General features: G+C 71.5%; 15 protein-coding genes. 3 read left to right on the top strand and 12 right to left on the bottom strand.

Features of this window, described 5'->3' with window-relative positions:
• Window positions 1–179: 179 nt before the first annotated feature.
• The 9 genes from STRVI_RS01240 to STRVI_RS52440 all read right to left on the bottom strand — a co-directional run bounded on the left by STRVI_RS01240 (window position 180) and on the right by STRVI_RS52440 (window position 9,434).
• Window positions 180–593: a DUF3151 domain-containing protein gene (locus tag STRVI_RS01240; RefSeq protein WP_014053800.1), complete on the bottom strand. Its 414-nt coding sequence runs from the start codon at window positions 591–593 to the stop codon at window positions 180–182.
• Window positions 594–719: 126 nt separating this feature from the next.
• Entirely contained in the window at window positions 720–2,426 is a 1,707-nt protein-coding gene (locus STRVI_RS01235) for an MFS transporter (RefSeq protein ID WP_014053799.1), read from the bottom strand.
• A gap of 112 nt (window positions 2,427–2,538) precedes the next feature.
• Window positions 2,539–3,561, bottom strand: a complete 1,023-nt coding sequence (fbaA, locus tag STRVI_RS01230; RefSeq protein ID WP_014053798.1) for a class II fructose-bisphosphate aldolase — start codon at window positions 3,559–3,561, stop codon at window positions 2,539–2,541.
• A 176-nt stretch (window positions 3,562–3,737) separates the two neighbouring features.
• Complete coding sequence (gene pyrE / locus STRVI_RS01225) at window positions 3,738–4,283, bottom strand: orotate phosphoribosyltransferase (RefSeq protein ID WP_014053797.1); 546 nt, start codon at window positions 4,281–4,283, stop codon at window positions 3,738–3,740.
• Between the two features lie 89 nt (window positions 4,284–4,372).
• Window positions 4,373–5,188 carry an aldose 1-epimerase gene (locus tag STRVI_RS01220; RefSeq protein WP_014053796.1) on the bottom strand — a complete coding sequence of 272 codons (816 nt, stop codon included), beginning with the start codon at window positions 5,186–5,188 and terminating at the stop codon, window positions 4,373–4,375.
• Window positions 5,189–5,213: 25 nt separating this feature from the next.
• Window positions 5,214–6,110, bottom strand: a complete 897-nt coding sequence (locus STRVI_RS01215; RefSeq protein ID WP_043235225.1) for an SRPBCC domain-containing protein — start codon at window positions 6,108–6,110, stop codon at window positions 5,214–5,216.
• A gap of 284 nt (window positions 6,111–6,394) precedes the next feature.
• Window positions 6,395–7,990 carry a polyamine aminopropyltransferase gene (locus tag STRVI_RS01205; RefSeq protein ID WP_014053794.1) on the bottom strand — a complete coding sequence of 532 codons (1,596 nt, stop codon included), beginning with the start codon at window positions 7,988–7,990 and terminating at the stop codon, window positions 6,395–6,397.
• 119 nt (window positions 7,991–8,109) lie between these two features.
• Complete coding sequence (locus STRVI_RS01200) at window positions 8,110–8,700, bottom strand: DUF2617 family protein (RefSeq protein ID WP_014053793.1); 591 nt, start codon at window positions 8,698–8,700, stop codon at window positions 8,110–8,112.
• Window positions 8,701–9,143: 443 nt separating this feature from the next.
• The gene (locus STRVI_RS52440; RefSeq protein WP_078505061.1) at window positions 9,144–9,434 is read right to left on the bottom strand and encodes a hypothetical protein; all 291 of its coding nucleotides are present in this window, start codon (window positions 9,432–9,434) and stop codon (window positions 9,144–9,146) included.
• A gap of 157 nt (window positions 9,435–9,591) precedes the next feature.
• Between STRVI_RS52440 and STRVI_RS01190 the strand changes: the two genes are divergently transcribed.
• On the top strand, window positions 9,592–9,972 hold the full coding sequence (locus tag STRVI_RS01190; protein ID WP_043235219.1) for a VOC family protein: 381 nt from the start codon (window positions 9,592–9,594) through the stop codon (window positions 9,970–9,972).
• A 21-nt stretch (window positions 9,973–9,993) separates the two neighbouring features.
• On the opposite strand, the gene STRVI_RS01185 is transcribed toward STRVI_RS01190, so the two are convergent.
• Entirely contained in the window at window positions 9,994–10,938 is a 945-nt protein-coding gene (locus STRVI_RS01185; RefSeq protein WP_014053791.1) for a DUF5996 family protein, read from the bottom strand.
• 192 nt (window positions 10,939–11,130) lie between these two features.
• Here STRVI_RS01185 and STRVI_RS01180 point away from each other — a divergent pair, with 192 nt between their 5' ends.
• Both STRVI_RS01180 and STRVI_RS01175 read left to right on the top strand, forming a co-directional pair.
• Window positions 11,131–12,312 (top strand): pyridoxal phosphate-dependent aminotransferase, encoded by a 1,182-nt coding sequence (locus tag STRVI_RS01180; protein WP_043235217.1) that lies wholly within the window; start codon window positions 11,131–11,133, stop codon window positions 12,310–12,312.
• Between the two features lie 188 nt (window positions 12,313–12,500).
• Window positions 12,501–13,688 (top strand): membrane protein, encoded by a 1,188-nt coding sequence (locus tag STRVI_RS01175; RefSeq protein WP_014053789.1) that lies wholly within the window; start codon window positions 12,501–12,503, stop codon window positions 13,686–13,688.
• A 132-nt stretch (window positions 13,689–13,820) separates the two neighbouring features.
• Here STRVI_RS01175 and STRVI_RS01170 read toward each other — a convergent pair whose 3' ends face one another.
• Both STRVI_RS01170 and clpB read right to left on the bottom strand, forming a co-directional pair.
• Window positions 13,821–14,369 carry a YbjN domain-containing protein gene (locus STRVI_RS01170; RefSeq protein ID WP_043235214.1) on the bottom strand — a complete coding sequence of 183 codons (549 nt, stop codon included), beginning with the start codon at window positions 14,367–14,369 and terminating at the stop codon, window positions 13,821–13,823.
• A gap of 168 nt (window positions 14,370–14,537) precedes the next feature.
• The gene (gene clpB / locus STRVI_RS01165) at window positions 14,538–17,129 is read right to left on the bottom strand and encodes an ATP-dependent chaperone ClpB (protein WP_014053787.1); all 2,592 of its coding nucleotides are present in this window, start codon (window positions 17,127–17,129) and stop codon (window positions 14,538–14,540) included.
• Between the last annotated feature and the right edge of the window lie 126 nt (window positions 17,130–17,255).

Raw genomic sequence — 17,255 nt, 5'->3', positions numbered from 1 at the left:
TGCTCGCTACCGGGTAGCGGTCCGCCCCATCCTTTCGGTCTCGGAGCCCCGGTCCCCTCGGGGCCCACATCCGAAGGGGCCCCGCACCGCATCATCCGCGCCGCACGGACGATCGGCAAGTACGGAAGGGGCCCGTGGGGCGTACGACACCCCACAGGCCCGGTACGCCTCGTTACGTCTCAGGAGAGCGTGTCCGCCGCGGTCGGGGAGCTCTCGCGCAGGAAGGTCGAGCAGCGCTCGTACTCCTCCTGCTCGCCGATGGACTGCGCGGCGCGCGCGAGCGCGTGCAGGGCGCGCAGGAAGCCACGGTTGGGCTCATGCTCGAACGGCACGGGACCGTGGCCCTTCCAGCCGCTGCGGCGCAGGGAGTCGAGTCCACGGTGGTAGCCGGTGCGGGCGTACGCGTAGGACTCGACCACCCGGCCGGCCTCGAACGCCTCGTCGGCAAGCTGGGCCCAGGCGAGCGAGGAGGCCGGGTACTTCGCGGCGACCTCGGACGGGGCCGCGCCGGAGGCGAGCAGCTCCCGTGGCTCCGGGTCGTCGGGCAGATGGGTCGGGGGCGGTCCCCCGAGCAGGTTCTCGTGAATGGCCATGGGTTCCAGTCTGCCTGGTCCGGGGCCCCACCCGACACGCTCAAGCCACGTGGTCCGCAGATCGGGGGGCACGTCCCGGGGCGCGTCCGGCGCGAAGCGGGGTGAAGAGGGCGCCGGACAGGTAGGTCAGGTATCGGAGCGTCTCTCGCCCGGGTTCAGGGGCGGCGGTGTGGACACGTCGCCCGGGTCCAGGGGCGGCGCCGCCACACCGCAGTGGTACGCGCACTCGGGGCGGCACAGCAGCCCCTCCGGCCGTACGGCGCCCTCGGCACGTTCCGCCGGCACGGCAGCCGGCTCGGCCCGCTCCGGCGCCGGGCCCACCTCCGCGCCCGCTTCGGCCCCTACTCCCGCGCCCGCCTCCAACCCCGTCGCCTCCAACCCCGTCGGCTCCAGCCCCACCGGCTCCAAGGCGTCCGAGCGCACCGTGCGCCACGCGAGGACCGCCCCCAGCACCAGCACCCCGGCGCAGATCGGCATCGCCCGCCGGAAGGTGTCCCCGAACGCGTCCGCCGACCGGTACGCCTCCGGGCCCATCCCCGCGAGCAGCGGCAGCGCCGCCACCGCGATCAGGCCCGCCGCGCGCGCCGCCGCGTTGTTGACGCCGCTGGCCAGACCCGCGCGGGCGACGTCCACCGAGGCCAGGACGGTCGCGGTGAGCGGGGCGACCACCACCACCATGCCCATGCCCAGCACCAGCAGCGCGGGCAGGATGTCCCGCCAGTAGACCGCTCCCACCCCGGCCCGGGTCATCAGCAGCATCCCCGCCGCGCACAGCAGCGGGCCCACGGTCAGCGGGATCCGCGGGCCGATGCGCTTGCCCAGCTCTCCCGAACGGGCCGACAGCAGCAGCATCAGCGTGGTCGTGGGCAGCAGTGCGGTACCGGCGGCGAGCGCGGAGTAGCCCACGACCACCTGAAGGTCGAGGACCGAGAGGAAGAAGAAGCCGCCGAAGGCCGCGTAGACGCACAGGGTCACCGCGTTGACGGCGCTGAACTGGTGGGAGGAGAAGATGGAGAGCGGCAGCATCGGCTCGTGCCGCCTGCGCTCCACGGCGACGAAGACCATCCCCAGCGCCAGCCCGGCGACGGCCGGAACCACCACGGCGGGCGAGGGGCCCTTCTGCGGCGCGGCGATCAGCGCATAGGTGATCAGGCCGAGGGTCGCCGCCCCCAGCAGGGCGCCGAGGACGTCGAACCGGCCGTGCGCCCGCGGATTGCTGGTCTCCGGTACATGGCGCAAAGCGACCGGCACGCACACCGCGGCCAGCGGCACATTGATGAAGAACACCCAGCGCCAGCCGGGCCCGTCCACCAGCCAGCCGCCGAGGAACGGCCCGATCGCCGCCCCGACGCCGCCGAAGCCGGACCACAGCCCGATCGCCCGCGCCCGGTCGTCGGGGTGGATCACCGACTGGATCAACGCGAGCGAGCCGGGGGTGAGCAGCGCCCCGCCGATGCCCTGCAGCGCCCGCGCGGCGATGAGCACCCCGGCGTTCGGCGCCAGCCCGCACGCCAGCGAGGCCAGCGAGAACCACACCACCCCGATGACGAACACCCGCCGCCGCCCGAACCGGTCCCCGAGCGCCCCGCCGAGCAGGATCAGCCCGGCGAGGGTGAGCATGTAGGCGTTGACGGTCCACTGCAGTACGGGGAGGTCGGCACCCAGGTCCAGCCCGATGCGGGGCAGGGCGACATTGACGACGGTGCTGTCGAGCAGGGCCATGGCGGAGCCCAGCACGGTGGTGAACACCAGCCACCGCCCGGCCGGCACGGAAAGCCTGACCGGCTGTCCGTTACCCGGAGCGCGGTCCGCTCCGGGCGTGGCGCCGCCCATACCTGGATCATCCCTCGGGCTGGCCCCGCGGGGCCAGCCCAGAACGCGAACGGGCCCGGCGACTCGCCGCATGGGCGAGCGCCGGGCCCGTAAGGGCGAGCCGGAGAACGAACTACTTCAGCTTCGTCCCCGTGGACCGAAGGTTCGCGCAAGCCTGGGTGACCCGCTCCGACATCCCCTTCTCGGCCAGCTTGCCCCAGCTCCGCGGGTCGTAGTGCTTCTTGTTGCCGACCTCGCCGTCGACCTTCAGCACCCCGTCGTAGTTGCGGAACATGTGGTCCGCGATCGGGCGGGTGAAGGCGTACTGGGTGTCCGTGTCGAGGTTCATCTTCACCACACCGTTCTCCAGCGCGGTGCGGATCTCCTCCTCCGAGGAGCCGGAGCCGCCGTGGAAGACGAAGAAGAACGGGTCCGGCTTGCCGTACTTCGCGGCCACACCGTCCTGGAGCTCACGCAGCAGCTCCGGGCGGAGGACGACATTGCCCGGCTTGTAGACGCCGTGGACGTTGCCGAAGGAGGCGGCCAGCAGGTAGCGGCCCTTGTCGCCCAGGCCGATGGCCTCGGCGGTGCGCAGGGCGTCGTCGACCGTCGTGTACAGCTTGTCGTTGATCTCGTGCGTGACGCCGTCCTCCTCGCCACCGGTCGGGGTGATCTCGACCTCGAGGATGATCTTCGCCTTGACGGCCTCGGCGAGCAGCTCCCGCGCGATGCGGAGGTTGTCGTCGAGCGTCTCGGCGGAGCCGTCCCACATGTGGGACTGGAACAGCGGGTTCTGACCGTTGGCGACGCGCTCCTGGGAGATCTTGAGCAGCGGACGGACATAGCCGTCCAGCTTGTCCTTCGGGCAGTGGTCGGTGTGGAGGGCGATGTGCACCGGGTACTTCTCGGCGACGACATGCGCGAACTCGGCGAGACCGACCGCACCGGTCACCATGTCCTTGCTGTACTGGCCGCCCAGGAACTCGGCACCACCGGTGGAGATCTGGACGATGCCGTCGCTCTCCGCCTCGGCGAAGCCGCGGAGGGCGGCGTGCAGAGTCTGCGTCGAGGTCACATTGATCGCGGGGTAGGCGAACTTGCCTGCCTTCGCCCGGTCGAGCATCTCGTTGTAGATCTCAGGGGATGCGATGGGCATCTGACCGCTCCTTGTATGTGCGGGTTAGTCGTACTCGGCCCTGACCTAGGGGCGACGTCATCGTCGGGGCCATAATCCCAGACTCCGTCGATTGCTCCACACGGCGCACGCGGAGACCACACGGACGGGGGTGGGTGGTTTCACGTGAAACGTCCGACCGCCCCACCCACCACGATTCAGCTCAGCTCGAGGTCGGCGAGCGAGTATGCCGGGAGGTACGGCAGCCCGGCGTCCGCGATGGCCGGCGCGGCGCCGCGCTCGACGATCGTCGCCACCGCGACGACCTCCGCGCCCGCCTCCCGTGCCGCCTCCACCGCGGTCAGCGGCGAACCGCCGGTGGTGGAGGTGTCCTCGACCACCAGCACCCGGCGGCCCGCGATGTCCGGGCCCTCGATCCGCCGCTGCATCCCGTGTGTCTTCTGGGCCTTGCGGACCACGAAGGCGTCGAGCCGGCGCCCGTGCGCGGCCGCCGCGTGCAGCATGGACGTGGCCACCGGGTCGGCGCCCAGCGTCAGACCGCCCACGGCGTCGTACTCCAGATCGGCCGTGGCCTCGAGCATGACCTGCCCGACCAGCGGCGCGGCCTCGGCGTCCAGGGTGATCCGGCGCAGGTCGATGTAGTAGTCGGCCTCACGCCCGGAGGAGAGGGTCACCTTGCCGTGGACCACGGCCTTGTCCTTGATCTGCTGCAGCAGGGCGTCACGCGCATCGCTCATGCGCATGAGCTTAGGCGGTGGCCCTCGGAACCCCTCAAGCCGCTCCGATCCGTCGGGCCGAGCCGCCCCGCTCCCCGCCCAAGCGCTCCGTTCCCTCAGGCCAGTGTGCGCCAGCTCCAGGTCATGGAGAGCTCCAGCGGATCGATGGGGGTGACCAGGCGCGGCAAGAGGTTGAGGCCGTTGGGCGGGCCGGACTGCGGTTCGACGCACACCGCCTCCGCCTGCTCGTCGTAGACGACCACCCACTCCGTGCGGCTGGTGACCTTCAGCTCGAGCCGGCCGGGCCAGGTGAGCGTGACGTCCACCCCCTGCGGCATCCCGAAGCAGTCGTCCCAGGGGCCGGGCTTCGGCGCGATCCGGCGGCCGGTGGGGAGGTGGTCCTCCCCGCGCTCCTCCTGCCATGCGGCGTCGAAGGCGATCTCGGCATCGGCGCCGCCGTCGCCCAGGTTCCGCAGGAACCACGGATGCCAGCCCGCCTGCGCCGGGAAGGAATCGCCCTCGGTCTCCACGCTCATGGTGACGGTCGCGCTGTCCGGGGAGAGCTCGAAGGTCTGGGTGACCCGGCCCTCGTACGGCCAGGGGTCGGCGAGGTCGTAGGTGAAGGCCGCGCTGGACTGGCCGCTCCTGACCTGGCTCCATGCGACGTTCCGGCCGGTCCCGTGGATCGCGTGCGGCGGGGAGTTGATGGGCAGTTGGTGGGTCTGCCCGCCGTTGCGGAACCGGCCCAGCCCGGTCCGGCCGCACCACGGCACCATCGGGAAAGCCCCGAACCGCGGGCCCTGTCGCAGCAGCTCCGTACCGCCGATGCGCAGTGAACCGATACGGCAGCCGTTCTCGGGTGAGACGGTCAGCTCGGCGTCCCCGGCGGTCAGCCGTACGCCCTTGGTCTCCGGTGTCTCTTCGGTGGTCACAGCTACCGACCCTATGCGCACACGCTCATCGGCGGCGGCGAAGTACGCGACGGCCCACGACGACGACGGAGGCGAGCACCACGGCCGCGGCGGGCGCGGCCCAGCGCAGCGTCGCGCTGGTGGAGACGGTCTGGGGCGCGGGGACGGGGGCGTAGCGGCCGCGCGGCGGAGCGTGGTCGACCTCCTCCGTGGAGCGGCCGATCATCGTGCGGCGGGCGTGGGCGGCCTCGGCCGGTGGCTCGTCGTCCAGATCGTCGAGATCGGCGAGGTTGCCGAAGCCGACGGGCTCCTCGACGGCGTCCGCGTCGTCGACGTCCTCGAGATCGCCGACGTCGTCGATGTCCATGTCGTCGGCCGACAGCGGAAGCTCGGCCTCGGTCGGCAGCCCGGACTCCTCCGCGGCGGCGGCCGTACCGGCGTCAGCGTCCCCGTCACCGGCCTCGTCGGTGGGCCTGCCAGGGGCCTCGTCCTCGGTGGCCGCGGTGATCGGGGACGTCTGCAGCCCGGCGGTGAGCGTCGAGGCGAACCGGTCCAGCATGCGGCGGGCCACGGTCGTGGACGCCTCGTCGTCGAACTCGGCCAGCCGCCCCTCGCTGTGGACCGTCCCGGCGCAGCTCAGCTCCGTACCGCCCTCGACGGGCTTCGGCGTCACGGTCAGGGCCAGCTTCACCGAGCCGCTGCCGCGCGCCTCGGTGCCCTCGCCCTCGATCTCGAAGACATCGGCGCGCCGCCCGACGCGCAGCACACCGCGGTAGGTGATGGTGGACCCGCCGATGCGCAGCCGCAACCGGCCGGAGAGCGGCCCGGCGGCCTCATCGGCGTCCCGCTGGAGCCCGGGAACGCAACGGGCGACGCGATCGGGCTCCGCGAGCGCCAGCCGGACGGTGTCGACGGGAAACGGAACGAACACCTCATGCTCCATAGCTCAAGACACTACCCATCGCTCGTTACCTGAGACCCGTTCCCGGTCAACTTTCCGCACCGGGCGCGCCGCCCACGGCCGGGCCACGGCGGCCTTGGCCCTGCAGCCTTGCCCCCTGCGGGGGCCTGCCGCGGCCGGCGGCGCGCACCCCGACAGGCACGCGCCGACGACGCACGCCCCCGGCGTGCGGGCGAGCACTCGCGCCCAGCCCCCGGAGGCTCAGCGCCCCCGGAGAGGGGTGCAGGGGCACACCACAAACGCGAGGTGTGCCCTGCCAAGACGCCTCACTCCCCATACCGCGGATGCATCAAGGTGGAGGGAGGCAGCCCCGCCTCCCGATGCCGCTCGGCCCTGCGGCGGGCCGCCCGCAGCCCCTCCTCCGTCAGCGAGCGCGGCCGCGGATCGTGCGAGGCCAGCCGCAGCCCCACCGGGGAGCGCGCCGCCAGCACAAAGCCCCAGTCGTGCGGGGAACCACGGCCGGGGCGCGGGGAGCCACGGCCCGGGCGCGGGGTGTCGATCACGTAGGGCGCGGTCCGCAGCCCGACCGAGCGCATCGTCGCGTCCACCGTCCAGAACGCCCGCGGATCGGGCCGCAGCGGCCCGGCGTGGACCACCAGCCGCCCGCCGGGCGCCAGCACCCGCTCGGCCAGGCCGTAGAACTCCTGCGAGTAGTACTTGGTGCTCGGGGTGAGCTCGCGGGCGGGCAGATCGCAGACCACCACGTCGTACGCCATGGACCGGCGCAGCCAGTCGAAGGCGTCCGCCGTCACCGCCCGCACCCGCGGATCGCGGTAGGCGCCGCCGTTGAGCTCGGACAGGCCCGGATCGCGCCGGGCCAGCCGCGCCACCTCCGCGTCGCGCTCCACGACGGTCACCGAACGGACCCCCGGGTACCGCAGGACCTCGCGCGCCGCGAGCCCGTCGCCCCCGCCCAGTACCAGGACCCGGCCGTGCGGTCCGGCGGCCATCGCCGGGTGGATCAGCGCCTCGTGGTAGCGGGCCTCGTCGCGCCCGCTGACCCGCAGCCGCCCGTTGACGAAGAGGGCCAGCGGCCGCCCGCTCGTTCCGCCGCCCACCAGCACGATCTCCTGCTCGCCGGTGTGCAGCGCGACCCGCACCCCCGGTCCGTAGACGGCCTGCCGGGCGGCCCGCTCGAAGGAGGGGGTCAGCACGGCACCGGCGGTCAGCGCGGCGAGCACCAGCCCATTGGCGACGATCAGCGTCCACCGCGCCCGTACGCTCAGATCGCGGCGGAACAGCCAGAGCACCAGCGCGCCGCCCGCGACCGCGTTGACCGCGCCGGTGACCAGCGCGCCGGTCAGCTCCCCGAACGCGGGCAGCAGCAGAAAGGGAAAGGCGAGCCCGCCGACCAGCGCGCCCACATAGTCCGCCGCGAACAGATCGGCCACCGCGCCGCCCGCGTCCTGCCGGCGCACCCGCTGGATGAGGGTCATCAGCAGCGGCACCTCGGCCCCGATGAGCACACCGATCGCGAACGAGAAGCCGACAAGCGCGGAGCGCGAGTGGCCTCCCCATGCGAAACACGCGTACAGCGCCATCGCCGAACAGCCACCGACGAGCGCGAGCACCGCCTCGACCGCGCCGAAGCCGACGGCGGCCCGGCAGCGCAGCCGCTTGGCCAGCAGCGAGCCGACGCCCATGGCGAAGACCATCACGGACAGCACCACGGATGCCTGGGTGACCGAGTCACCCGCCAAGTACGAGGCCAGCGCGACGAGTTCGAGCTCGTAGACGAGGCCGCAGGCGGCACAGACGAAGACGGAGCCGAGAACGAGGAAGCGGCCGAGCGCCGCCCTCACGGGCAGCCGCGCCGGAGGGCCGGACTCCGGCGACGACGGCGCATCCGAGACGGCAGACATCGGCGAATCGATCACAAAGGGAACGCTACGTTACATATCGCTTACACCTCGTCCCCCACACGAGTGCATTGCCGTTCACGCATCGGGCATCGATGGCCTCGCGAACACCTGGACCCCCTTTAGGCACACGGCACTTGAGGTGACCGCCCATCGGGCAGGCCACCTATCTCGAGCCCGCCCGCACCCGGCGGCCGGAGCGCGGCCGGCACCCGGGCCCCCACGCAGGTGCGGGTGGTGACCAACCGCCCCTCCTGGGGATAGGCATGCCAGGTCCGCCACCCCACCGTGCCCTCGTGCCACTGCGCGAGCAGCGCCGTGAACGCGTTCGGACTGCCGGGAAACGTACCGGCCAGCCCGTGCGGATGGTCGGCCACCAGCGCGAGCAGCTCCTGCGCGCGCCCGGCGAAGGCCCCTTGCGACAACTCCTCGACGCGCGCCGCGAATTCGTATTCGCGGCCGTCGACGAGCGTGGAAACCCCCAGCGGAAGCGCGGTGCTGTTGCCGGACATGCAGGCCACGGTCTCCGAGCAACGGCTGCCCTCCCCTTCGAGGAGGACCTGATGCGAGGCTCCCAGGAGCCTCAACTGGACGTCGAAACCATGAAGTTGAAGATCAAGCACGGCGAGGGCGGGAAGCGGTTCCCGTCCCAGGCCCCAGGCGAGGTCAGCGGCGCGGGTATCGGTGTAGGCAGTCTTGAGGGTCGTGAGCATGGATCGGCTCCGCAAGCACGCAATGGAAAAAAGATGGGCCGACTCGCCCCGCGGTGGGCCAGGGGCATGCGCATACGCCGGCTCGTGCCCACGTGGGGCCGTAAGGTCGATGGTGGTATACGGAATCATGAAATGCTGGGCGCCACATCGTTTTTACCCATCTTCGCCGGGTTTCCACCCCCTAGGGCGCCTTCTAGGTCAAGTGTTCAACAAGCCCGCGCCCGGCGCACGTTGGCGCGCCGGGCGCGGGCTCATTGCTTCACGGCCGTAAGAACGGCGTGGCGACCATATGGACGGCGTGACCGTAAAGACGGCATGGCGACCGTAAGGGCGGCGTGACCGTCAGCACGGCGTGGCGAGCGTAAAGACGGCGCGACCGTCAGCACGGCATGGCGACCATAAGGACGGCGTGGCGGCCGTAAGGGCGCGCAGTGGCCAGGGGGTCAGGCGCCCCCTCCGCAGCCACCGCCGCCACCACCACCACCGCAGCCGCCTCCACCACCACCGCCGCAGCCACTTCCGCCGCCGCAGCCGCCGCCACCGTGGTGCCCACCCCCGTGATGGCCACCACCGCCGTCGCCACCGGCCCACCAGCTACCACCGGCCGCCCCGCCGGACCCCGCGCTCCAGGACCGCTTGCGCCGCCCGCTGTACCCCTTCGACCGACCGGCGCCCAGCGCGGCGAGCGCCGCGAACGTGAACGCCACCACGACCAAGATGACGACAGGACCCATGGTCCTCACTCTCCTTCCCATCCCCCGTAGCGAGGTACCGCTTCGTACCTGTCGTCTCCCCTGCCCGACCTCGTCCGGGTCGAAAGCGAAGTTGAGGAAGTCCAGAGGTTCGGCGAGGCGCGACTGACCGTCGGCTCAGGTGGGTAATTTGCCGTGCATGCACAGGAGCCGTGTGTACGCCGTATTGATCGACACGCCCAAAGCCGAGGCCGACCGGGCGACCGCCTTCTGGTCCGCGGCTCTCGGCGTCACCGCCGAGCCGTTCGCGCCCGAGCCGCAGTTCACCACGCTCCATGAGGCTCTGCCGGGGCTGGTCACCGCCGTCCAGGCGGTCGACGACGCACCCCGTATCCACCTGGACTTCGAGACCGACGACGTCGAGGCGGAAACCGCGCGCCTGCTCGCCCTGGGCGCCGAGCAGATCGCGCAGTGGCAGGAGTGCCGGGTGCTCCGCGTCCCCGGCGGCCACTTGATGTGCGTACTGCCCCTGGAGACCGACCCCGAGACCTTCCGGGCACAGGCCAATGTCTGGCGCTGACACCGGCGTGAGGACGCGCCGCTAGCGGTGCTCCCAATGATGCGGGTCGGCTTCCAGCACTGCGCGATCCCAGTCGGCCAGTTCGGCGGCCGCCTCGTATGTGCTGTGCAGGAATTCGCTCAGCGTCCGGTCCGGATCGGCCGCGGTGGCGACCGTTTCGTAGGGCAGCACGAACTCACCGACGTCCCGCCGGTACGAGGCCGTCGCGGGCTGGACCGGCTGGTCGGCGAATCCGGCGGGCTCGGGGTAGGCATAGGAGTAGAAGCCGCCCTCATCGCCGCCGCCGGGCCAGAAGCCGCAGCTGGACAGCTCGACGGAGTACGCCTCCTGTGTCACCCGGTCCGGCAGATTCGGCACACCTCCGGGGGGATGCGGCGGCGCGGTGCGGCCGGAGAAGCGGGTGACGGCCAGGTCCATCGCACCCCAGAAGAAGTGCACGGGGCTGGCCTTGCCGACGAAATGGGACCGGAATTCCCCGAACACCCGGTGCGCGTTCAGCAATTGGCCCCAGAAGAGCCGGGTGGCGTGTGGGTCGTACGCCGCGTGCCGGTGATCCTCCGGGAAGGGGATCGACACGGGCACCTCGTTCGGGCGGGGGTACACCCGGGTCTGGATGCCCAGGTCTCCCAGCACACCCATGATCTCGGAGTAGAACTGGGACACCGGTTTGGACTCCAGCGTCAGCTCGCGCCGACTCCCGTCACTGACCCGAATCCCCAGCCGCTGATCGACAAAGTCGAACTCGATATCGAACGCCCCGCTCCGGTACGGAATCGTCGACGTACTCAGCCCGCGCGGGGTGACATACAGGGTCACCTGCCACCACTGATTGGCCGGTGGCGCATGATCCAGCCGGATCTTGCCGACGATCTGGGTCCACATATGCAGCGTGTCCCGCGCCTCGGCCCAGTCCTCCAGCCGAAGCCGCGGCCAGGCGCCCGCCTGCTGTGTCATGTGCTCGGCCATCTCGCCTCCCGCGGGGCCTCACGACTCCGGCAAACGCGCAATCGATCGCAGTCAATACATTCCGACCCGGCCGAATACCCGTCCATCGCGCCGATGAAAACCCCGGATCGACGCCAGGTGCCCGAGTCCGTCGGTGAGCTGCCGCGACCCGGGCAAAAGCGAGGTTGAGGAAGTCCGGATGTTCGGCGGAGTATGGGCGCCATGGGACGACCGCCGCTCAATCGCCGACTGGCCGCCTTCGGGACCACGATCTTCGCCGAGATGTCCGCCCTCGCCGTGCGCACCGGCGCCATCAACCTGGGCCAGGGCTTTCCGGACACCGACGGGCCCGAGGAGGTGCGCGAGGCCGCCGTCCGGGCGCTGCGGGACGGGCGGGGTAATCAGTACCCGCCCGGGCCGGGGGTGCCCGAGCTGCGTACCGCCGTCGCCGAGCATCAGCGGCGCTGGTACGGGCTGGGCTTCGACCCCGACACGGAGGTGCTGGTCACCGCGGGCGCCACCGAGGCCATCGCGGCGTCGCTGCTGGCGCTGGTGGAGCCGGGGGACGAGGTGGTCGCGCTGGAGCCGTACTACGACTCGTACGCCGCCTGCATCGCCATGGCGGGCGGGGTGCGCGTCCCGGTCACCCTCCGCCCCGACGGAGACACCTTCCGGCTGGATCTGGACGAGCTGCGCGCCGCCGTCACCGATCGCACCCGGCTCATCCTGCTCAATACCCCGCACAACCCCACCGGCACCGTGCTCACCCCCGATGAGCTGGCCGCGGTCGCCGAGCTCGCCGTCGAGCGCGATCTGCTGGTGGTCACCGACGAGGTCTACGAGCATCTCGTCTTCGGCACCGCGCACACCCCGCTCGTCTCCTTTCCCGGGATGCGCGAGCGGACCGTCACCATCAGCAGCAGCGGAAAAACCTTTTCGTTCACGGGGTGGAAGGTCGGGTGGGTGACCGGCGCTCCCGAGCTGGTCACGGCGGTGCGCTCGGCCAAGCAGTACCTCACCTATGTCTCGGCGGGGCCCTTCCAGTACGCGGTCGCCGAGGCGCTGCGCCTCCCCGACGCCTATTTCCACGGCATCCGCGAGGATCTGCGCGCCAAGCGCGATCTGCTGGCCGATGGGCTGACCGACGCGGGCTTCCAGGTCTTCCGCCCCTCGGGCACCTACTTCATCACCACCGACATCCGGCCCCTCGGCGAGACCGACGGCTTCGCCTTCTGCCGCTCCCTCCCCGCGCGCTGCGGCGTGGTCGCCGTCCCGAACGCGGTCTTCTACGACCACCAGGACCAGGGCTCCCCCTTCGTCCGCTTCGCCTTCTGCAAGCGCGATGAGGTCCTTACGGACGCCGTCGCCCGCCTGAAGACGCTCGGCGCCGGCTGACGCGGCGCCTCCGGTCACCCGGGTAGGCCCGTCACCCGGGTAAGCCCGGGAAGCCTCCCCCGGATGGGCCTGCCAGGTCGCGGGCAGCCGCGGCCTGGCGGATGGTCGGTGTGTCCGCCGAGCCCCCTGGTCCGTCCCCTCCTGGGGGCTCGGCGCATGTCCGTCGAGGGCCCGCACCGGAGGTTTCCGTGTCCACCGACACCGCCGCGTCCACACGGGCCCCGGAGCCGCCAGGTCGACCGGCCACCCGGCGGGGTGTGCGGGCGTCGCTGGCGCGGGCGTGGCTCGCGCTGGCGGTGTACGCGACGGTGCGGGCCGCCGGGATCGGGTGCGTGGCGGTGGAGGCCTGGCGGACCGGGAAGCATCCGCGGACGCAACTCGGGCACTACTGGGACAGCCTCTGGTACGTGGGCATCGCCCAGCATGGCTACGGCACCAGCCGGCCCTCCGTCACCCACCCCGGCCTGACCTTCAGCGATCTCGCGTTCTTCCCGCTCTACCCGGCGCTGATCAGGGCCGTCACCAGCGTCGTCCCCCTGAGCGCGGTGACGGCGGGGCTGCTGATCGCCTGGGTCACGGCCGGGCTGGCCGCCTGGGGCATCCACGCGGTCGGGGAGCTGCTGTACGGGCGGCGGGTGGCCCTGATGCTGGTCGTGCTGTGGGGGCTGCTGCCACATGCGGTCGTGGAGTCCATGGGGTACACGGAGTCGCTGCTGACGGCGCTGGCCGCCTGGTCGCTGTACGCGCTGCTGACCCGGCGCTGGCTGTGGGCCGGGGCGCTCGCGCTGTGTGCGGGGGCCACCCGGCCCAACGGGATCGCGGTCGCGGCGGCGGTGTGCGCGTGCGCGGCCGCCGAGGTCTGGCGGCGCCGTGGGCGTACGTCCTGGCAGGTGTGGGCGGGCGCGGCGCTCTCACCGCTCGGCTGGCTCGGCTACACCGGCTGGGTGGGAGTGCGGCGCGGCACCTGGCGCGGCTATCTGGATGTCCAGGGCCGCTGGGGCACCTCTCTCGATCTCGGCGCGAGCGGCTTCCGCTCCGCCCGCGGCCTGATCATGGGGGGCGGCTCGCTGCCGCACTACATGTCCCTGATCGTCATCGGCGCCTCGCTGGTCTCGCTGGTCTGGCTCGCGCTGCGCCCGCCGCCGCTGCCGCTGGTCGTCTACACCCTCGTCCTGGTGTTCATCGCGCTCACCGGCTCGCACTATTTCGCGTCCAAGCCGCGCTTTCTGCTGCCCGCCTTCCCGCTGCTGTTCCCGGCGGCGCTGGCGATGGCAAGAGCCCGGCCACGCACCGCCGTCCTGGTGGGCGGCGCGCTGGCCGGGCTCTCCTGTCTCTATGGGGCGTATCTGCTGACCATGGCCGACAGCCCGGCCTGACCGCGATACGGGCGATCCGGGCCCGGGACCGGCCGGGACCGACCGCGCGCCAGGCCCTGGGCCCGCCGCGATACGGCTCGATGCGGCGGGCTCGGTACGGCTCGATACGGCCGGCCCGATACGGCTTCCGGCTCAGGCCTGGCCGTCGCCGTCGCCGTCGTCCGGCTTGTCCTCGCCGTCTGACTCGATGTCGGCCTCCAGACCAAGCTGTTCGACCAGCCAGCGGTCGAACTCGATCGAAGCCCGCACCCAGCTCACCGTGCTGGATACGAAGTGCTCAAGGCTGACGCCGGTGCCGATCAGCATCTGCGCCTCGCCGATCAACCGGACCGTGCCGTCGTCATTGGTGTGGGTATAGACCTTCGGCCACAACGTGCGGCGGTTCCAGTCGTCGAGCGCCTCGAGCAGCCGCGGCTTCTCATCGATGCCATGCGGCCGGTCGTAGAACGTACGGACGGAGAAGACCTGCTGCTCCTCCTCCCCGCGGAACATGAAATAGGTGCGGAACTGCTCCCACGGCGCGGCGAGGTCCCCCTCCTCGTCGACGACGTACTTCAGCTCCATCTGCTCCAGTAGCTGCTTGACCAGATCCTGGTCGGGCAGCACGGGGCCGCTCGGACCCGTCGGTTCGGGCTCGGGCTGACCCCCGAAATTCGGAATCGAGGACGGGTCGATGCTCACCGTGGATTTCCCTTCGTATGGAATACCGCCATCCTCCCTCACACCCGCCCCCGCCGTGCAACCCCGGCCGTACATTGCCCGATCCGGCCGAACAAGGACCGGCGGGACCTATTGCCGGGACGTGACCGGCGGGACCTATTGCCGGGGCTTGCCGGGACGTGCCGGGACCTATTGCGCGGGGCCCACCAGAAGGCCGTCGCCGACCCGGTCCACCCGGACCTTGTCGCCGTCGCGGATCTCCCCGGCGAGGATCTCCTTGGCGAGCTGGTCGCCGATCGCGGTCTGGATCAGCCGGCGCAGCGGGCGCGCCCCGTACGCCGGGTCGTTGCCCTCCTCCGCCAGCCATTCCAGCGCGGCCGGGGTGATGTCGAGGGTCAGCCTGCGGTCGGCGAGGCGGCGGGCCAGCCGGGCGATCTGGAGCTCGGCGATCCGGGCCAGCTCCGGCCCGCTGAGCGCGGAGAAGACGACGAGATCATCCAGGCGGTTGAGGAATTCCGGCTTGAAGGAGGTCCTTACGGTCTCCAGGACGCTCTGCTTCTTCTCCTCCTCGCCGAGCAGCGGATCCATCAGGTACTGGCTGCCCAGGTTGGAGGTGAGCACCAGGATGGTGTTGCGGAAGTCCACCGTCCGGCCCTGGCCGTCGGTGAGCCGCCCGTCGTCGAGGACCTGCAGCAGGATGTCGAAGACCTCGGGGTGGGCCTTCTCCACCTCGTCCAGCAGCACCACGCTGTACGGGCGGCGGCGCACCGCCTCGGTGAGCTGACCGCCCTCCTCGTAGCCGACGTACCCGGGCGGGGCGCCGACCAGCCGGGCCACGCTGTGCTTCTCGCCGTACTCGCTCATGTCGATGCGGACCATGGCCCGCTCGTCGTCGAAGAGGAAGTCGGCGAGCGCCTTGGCCAGCTCGGTCTTGCCGACGCCGGTGGGGCCGAGGAAGAGGAACGAACCGGTGGGCCGGTCCGGGTCGGCGATGCCCGCGCGGGTCCTGCGCACGGCGTCCGATACCGCCCTTACGGCTTCCAGCTGGCCGATCAGCCGCTTGCCCAGCTCGTCCTCCATGCGCAGCAGCTTCTTGGTCTCGCCCTCCAGCAGCCGGCCGGCGGGGATGCCGGTCCAGGAGGCGACCACGTCGGCCACGTCGTCCGGGCCCACCTCCTCCTTGACCATGGTGGGGCGGTCCTGCTGGACCTCGGCCTCGGCCTCCGACGCCTCGGCCAGCTCGCGCTCGACGGCCGGGATCTCCCCGTACAGCAGCTTGGAGGCGGTGTCGAAGTCGCCGTCGCGCTGGGCGCGCTCGGCCTGGCCGCGCAGCTCGTCCAGCCGCTCCTTGAGCTCACCGACGCGGTTGAGGCCCTGCTTCTCCTTCTCCCAGCGGGCGGTGAGCCCGCGCAGCTCCTCCTCCTTGTCGGCGAGGTCGCGGCGCAGCTTGTCCAGCCGCAGCTTGCTGGCCTCGTCGGTCTCCCGGGCCAGCGCCATCTCCTCCATCCGCATCCGGTCCACCGACCGCTGGAGCTCGTCGATCTCCACGGGGGAGGAGTCGATCTCCATCCGGAGCCGGGAGGCCGCCTCGTCGACCAGGTCGATGGCCTTGTCGGGCAGGAAGCGGGAGGTGATGTACCGGTCGGAGAGGGTGGCGGCGGCCACCAGCGCGCCGTCGGCGATCTGCACCTTGTGGTGGGCCTCGTAGCGGCCCTTGAGCCCGCGCAGGATGGCGACGGTGTCCTCGACGGTCGGCTCGGCGACCAGCACCTGCTGGAAGCGGCGCTCGAGCGCGGCGTCCTTCTCGATCCGCTCGCGGTACTCGTCGAGGGTGGTGGCGCCGACCATGCGCAGCTCACCGCGGGCCAGCATCGGCTTGAGCATATTGCCCGCGTCCATCGCGGTGTCGCCGCCGGCGCCCGCGCCGACCACGGTGTGCAGCTCGTCGATGAAGGTGATGATCTGGCCGTCGCTGGACTTGATTTCGGCCAGGACGGTCTTCAGCCGCTCCTCGAACTCACCGCGGTACTTCGCGCCCGCGACCATCGCGCCGAGGTCGAGGGCGACCAGGCGCTTGTCGCGCAGGCTCTCGGGGACGTCGCCCTTGACGATCCGCTGGGCGAGGCCCTCGACGACGGCCGTCTTACCGACGCCCGGATCGCCGATCAGCACCGGGTTGTTCTTGGTGCGCCGGGAGAGCACCTGCACCACCCGGCGGATCTCCTGGTCCCGGCCGATGACCGGGTCCAGCTTGCCCTCGCGCGCGGCGGCGGTGAAGTCCGTGCCGAACTTCTCCAGGGCCTTGTACGTGCCCTCCGGATCGGCCGTCGTCACCCGCTGTCCACCCCTGACCTTCTCGAACGCGGCGAGCAGCTTCTTGGCGCTCGCCCCCTGCTGGTCGAGCAGCTCCCCGGCCTGGCCGCCCTTGGCGGCGATGCCGATGAGCACATGCTCGGTGGAGACATAGTCGTCCCCCAGTTCCCTGGCCCGCTGGGTGGCGTCCGCGATGACGGCGAGCAGCTCGCGGCTGGCCTGCGGCGGGGCCACGGTGGAGCCCTGGACGCTGGGCAGGGCGGCGAGCAGCCGCTCGACGCCGCTGCGCACGAGGGCCGCGTCGGCCTCTACGGCTGCCAGCAGATCCATGACGTTCTCGTTGTCCTGGCCCTCCAGCAGGGCGAGCAGGAGATGCGCGGGCGTCATATCCGCGTGCCCGGAGGACACCGCCCGGTCATTGGCGGCGCTCAGCGCCGCCCGGCTCTTGTTGGTCAGCTCGGCATCCACGTCCCTGTGCTCCTCCTCGCTGCGATCTTCCCATCCTGCCCTACCCAACCTCCGCAAAGTTGAGTCTAGTCCACTCAATCTCGCTGACGCCACTCCCCTGGCCTGAGGTTCCGGGCCATGTCGGTA

Origin of the sequence: Streptomyces violaceusniger Tu 4113, assembly GCF_000147815.2 — a bacterium.
Classification (GTDB): Bacteria; Actinomycetota; Actinomycetes; order Streptomycetales; family Streptomycetaceae; genus Streptomyces; species Streptomyces violaceusniger_A.
Note: the sequence above shows the minus strand (reverse complement) of the source record. Positions and strands in the feature narration are given on the sequence as shown.

What these genes read in the sequence shown, in the direction of transcription:
- STRVI_RS01240 (WP_014053800.1), bottom strand. Translation starts at nt 593, where the DNA reads ATGGCCATTCACGAGAACCTGCTCGGGGGACCGCCCCCGACCCATCTG.
- STRVI_RS01235 (WP_014053799.1), bottom strand. Translation starts at nt 2,426, where the DNA reads ATGGGCGGCGCCACGCCCGGAGCGGACCGCGCTCCGGGTAACGGACAG.
- fbaA (WP_014053798.1), bottom strand. Translation starts at nt 3,561, where the DNA reads ATGCCCATCGCATCCCCTGAGATCTACAACGAGATGCTCGACCGGGCG.
- pyrE (WP_014053797.1), bottom strand. Translation starts at nt 4,283, where the DNA reads ATGCGCATGAGCGATGCGCGTGACGCCCTGCTGCAGCAGATCAAGGAC.
- STRVI_RS01215 (WP_043235225.1), bottom strand. Translation starts at nt 6,110, where the DNA reads ATGGAGCATGAGGTGTTCGTTCCGTTTCCCGTCGACACCGTCCGGCTG.
- STRVI_RS01205 (WP_014053794.1), bottom strand. Translation starts at nt 7,990, where the DNA reads ATGTCTGCCGTCTCGGATGCGCCGTCGTCGCCGGAGTCCGGCCCTCCG.
- STRVI_RS01200 (WP_014053793.1), bottom strand. Translation starts at nt 8,700, where the DNA reads ATGCTCACGACCCTCAAGACTGCCTACACCGATACCCGCGCCGCTGAC.
- STRVI_RS52440 (WP_078505061.1), bottom strand. Translation starts at nt 9,434, where the DNA reads ATGGGTCCTGTCGTCATCTTGGTCGTGGTGGCGTTCACGTTCGCGGCG.
- STRVI_RS01190 (WP_043235219.1), top strand. Translation starts at nt 9,592, where the DNA reads ATGCACAGGAGCCGTGTGTACGCCGTATTGATCGACACGCCCAAAGCC.
- STRVI_RS01185 (WP_014053791.1), bottom strand. Translation starts at nt 10,938, where the DNA reads ATGGCCGAGCACATGACACAGCAGGCGGGCGCCTGGCCGCGGCTTCGG.
- STRVI_RS01180 (WP_043235217.1), top strand. Translation starts at nt 11,131, where the DNA reads ATGGGCGCCATGGGACGACCGCCGCTCAATCGCCGACTGGCCGCCTTC.